Source organism: Streptomyces sp. NPDC054841 (assembly GCF_053611045.1).
This window is the reverse complement of sequence record NZ_JBSGZO010000855.1, coordinates 1-1,785: the sequence shown is the minus strand read 5'-3', so window position 1 is coordinate 1,785 and position 1,785 is coordinate 1. Positions and strand designations below refer to the sequence as shown.

Annotated in this window: 4 protein-coding genes; 2 read left to right on the top strand and 2 right to left on the bottom strand. The window is 67.7% G+C overall.

The annotated features are described in order from the left end of the window. Nucleotides 1–96: 96 nt before the first annotated feature. Together ACWGI8_RS43945 and ACWGI8_RS43940 are read right to left on the bottom strand one after the other, a co-directional pair. Nucleotides 97–315 carry a hypothetical protein gene (locus ACWGI8_RS43945; protein WP_453669182.1) on the bottom strand — a complete coding sequence of 73 codons (219 nt, stop codon included), beginning with the start codon at nucleotides 313–315 and terminating at the stop codon, nucleotides 97–99. Beyond that, nucleotides 312–518, bottom strand: coding sequence for a hypothetical protein (locus tag ACWGI8_RS43940; RefSeq protein WP_453669184.1), 207 nt, complete (start codon nucleotides 516–518; stop codon nucleotides 312–314). The genes ACWGI8_RS43945 and ACWGI8_RS43940 overlap by 4 nt, the downstream gene beginning before the upstream one ends. Nucleotides 519–648: 130 nt before the next feature. Between ACWGI8_RS43940 and ACWGI8_RS43935 the strand changes: the two genes are divergently transcribed. Continuing rightward, nucleotides 649–1,503, top strand: coding sequence for a helix-turn-helix domain-containing protein (locus ACWGI8_RS43935; RefSeq protein WP_453669180.1), 855 nt, complete (start codon nucleotides 649–651; stop codon nucleotides 1,501–1,503). Continuing rightward, nucleotides 1,485–1,760: a DUF397 domain-containing protein gene (locus ACWGI8_RS43930; RefSeq protein WP_453669179.1), complete on the top strand. Its 276-nt coding sequence runs from the start codon at nucleotides 1,485–1,487 to the stop codon at nucleotides 1,758–1,760. The genes ACWGI8_RS43935 and ACWGI8_RS43930 overlap by 19 nt, the downstream gene beginning before the upstream one ends. Nucleotides 1,761–1,785: the final 25 nt, after the last annotated feature.

Here is a 1,785-nt window from a genome sequence, read left to right as displayed (position 1 = left end):
TGACGACAACGCCGCTGGGGGTCCCCCCAGGCGAAGCTCTGGGGGAGCGCGTGCCAGGGCACGCGAGCCCGGCAAGATCCGAACGACAGGCCCTAGCTAGGGCACTTCGCCGCGGCTGCGGGCGTTCACGTGCGCCGTCGCCGCGCGGAGGCGCTCCATCGCGGTGGCGATGCGCAGCGCCTCCGGGACGCAGTCCCATTCACGGCCGCCGCCGATCGGCCTGAGCTGGGCGTACGGCCCCATGTACGCCATCACTCTCCCCACCCGGCCGGTGCTCGTGTCGACCACGTACGACCCCACGGCCGGTGCGCTCATCGGTCCGTCGCCTCTCCCGGCAGCGCGGCGGCCATGCGCCGCGCGGTCTCGACGGTGCACCGGCCCAGCTCGACCAGCACCCTCGGGTCCCCGCCGGCGCAGGACACCGGGTCCAGTCCCAGCGACGGCAGGATCACTCCGGCGCGGGCGAGCGCACCTCGCAATTCGGCTACGGCCGCCTCGGCGTCCTGGAGGTGGTCCATTTCTTCCACGGCTCTCCTTCCTCGTCCCCCGGTACTTTTCTGTCTTCCCATCTCGAGTGTGAAGACACAGACCTAGAATCGACAGACATACGCGCGCTACAACTGCACGGCAGCACAAAGGAGTTAATCCATGGCCAACGCAGGTAAGGGACGGTGGGCGGGTTCCAGGCAGGCGGCCTGGGAGTTCTTCGGCCTGGAGCTCAAGCGGAGGCGGGAGGCGGCGGGGCTGACGCAGGGGGAACTGGGGCACCGGGTATTCGTATCCGGGGGCTACATCGGCCAATTCGAACAGGCTATTCGGAAGCCTCAGAAGGATGTGGCGGTGCGGCTCGATGAGGTACTACAAACCGATGGCTTTTTCGAGCGGATGTGGCGAAAGCTGATCGCCAAGTCGCCATATGCGGAGTACTTCGCGGCTGCCGCTGAGCTTGAGGAGCGGGCAACGAAGATCTGCGACTTCGCTCCGACGGTCATCCCAGGACTGCTCCAGACCGCCGAGTACACACGTGCGGTCGTGCTGGCGAGCAACCCGTTCGCGACGGAGGAGTTCGTCGAGGAGACGGTACGGGCACGGATGGACCGAGCCCCGCTGCTCAAGGATGCGACACGGCCTGACTATTGGGCCATCCTGCACGAGACCGCGCTGCGAGTCCCAGTGGGCGATCCCCTGGCAATGGCCCGGCAACTGGACCACACCACAGCAATGATGGGCGATCGCAGGGTGCTGGTGCAGGTGCTGCCGTTCGCGGCGGGGGCCCACCCACACATGGGCAAGATGCTTCGGCTCATGGAGTTCGAGGACGCTCCCCCAACCGCCTATACAGAAGCGGTGTATTCGGGGAATCTGCTGGACGATCCGGCGGTAGTGAAGCGGGCCCAGGCGGATTACGATCTGCTCAGGGCCGCCGCGCTGTCGCCGGAGGCGTCCCTGGCCCTGATCGAGTCGGTGGCGGAGGAGTACAGACGATGCGCGACTACGACCTGAGCACCGCCAAGTGGCGCAAGAGCAGCTACAGCGATGGCAATGGCGGCGAGTGCGTCGAGGTAGCGTACGACTTCCCGGGCGCCGCCCCCTGGCGCAAGAGCACCTACAGCGGCGGCGACGGCGGAGAGTCCTGCGTCGAAGTCCTCGACGACATCCCCGGCGTCGTCCCCGTCCGCGACTCCAAGAACCCTACCGGTCCCGTCCTCGTCGTCCCGGCCGCCGCCTGGGCCGCCTTCGTCGGCGGCCTCAAGGCATAAGAACCCCTGGCCGGGTGGCGCACCG

Bases quoted from the DNA above. Each gene is read 5' to 3' on its own strand.
- ACWGI8_RS43945 (WP_453669182.1), bottom strand. From the start codon at position 315: ATGAGCGCACCGGCCGTGGGGTCGTACGTGGTCGACACGAGCACCGGC.
- ACWGI8_RS43940 (WP_453669184.1), bottom strand. From the start codon at position 518: ATGGACCACCTCCAGGACGCCGAGGCGGCCGTAGCCGAATTGCGAGGT.
- ACWGI8_RS43935 (WP_453669180.1), top strand. From the start codon at position 649: ATGGCCAACGCAGGTAAGGGACGGTGGGCGGGTTCCAGGCAGGCGGCC.
- ACWGI8_RS43930 (WP_453669179.1), top strand. From the start codon at position 1,485: ATGCGCGACTACGACCTGAGCACCGCCAAGTGGCGCAAGAGCAGCTAC.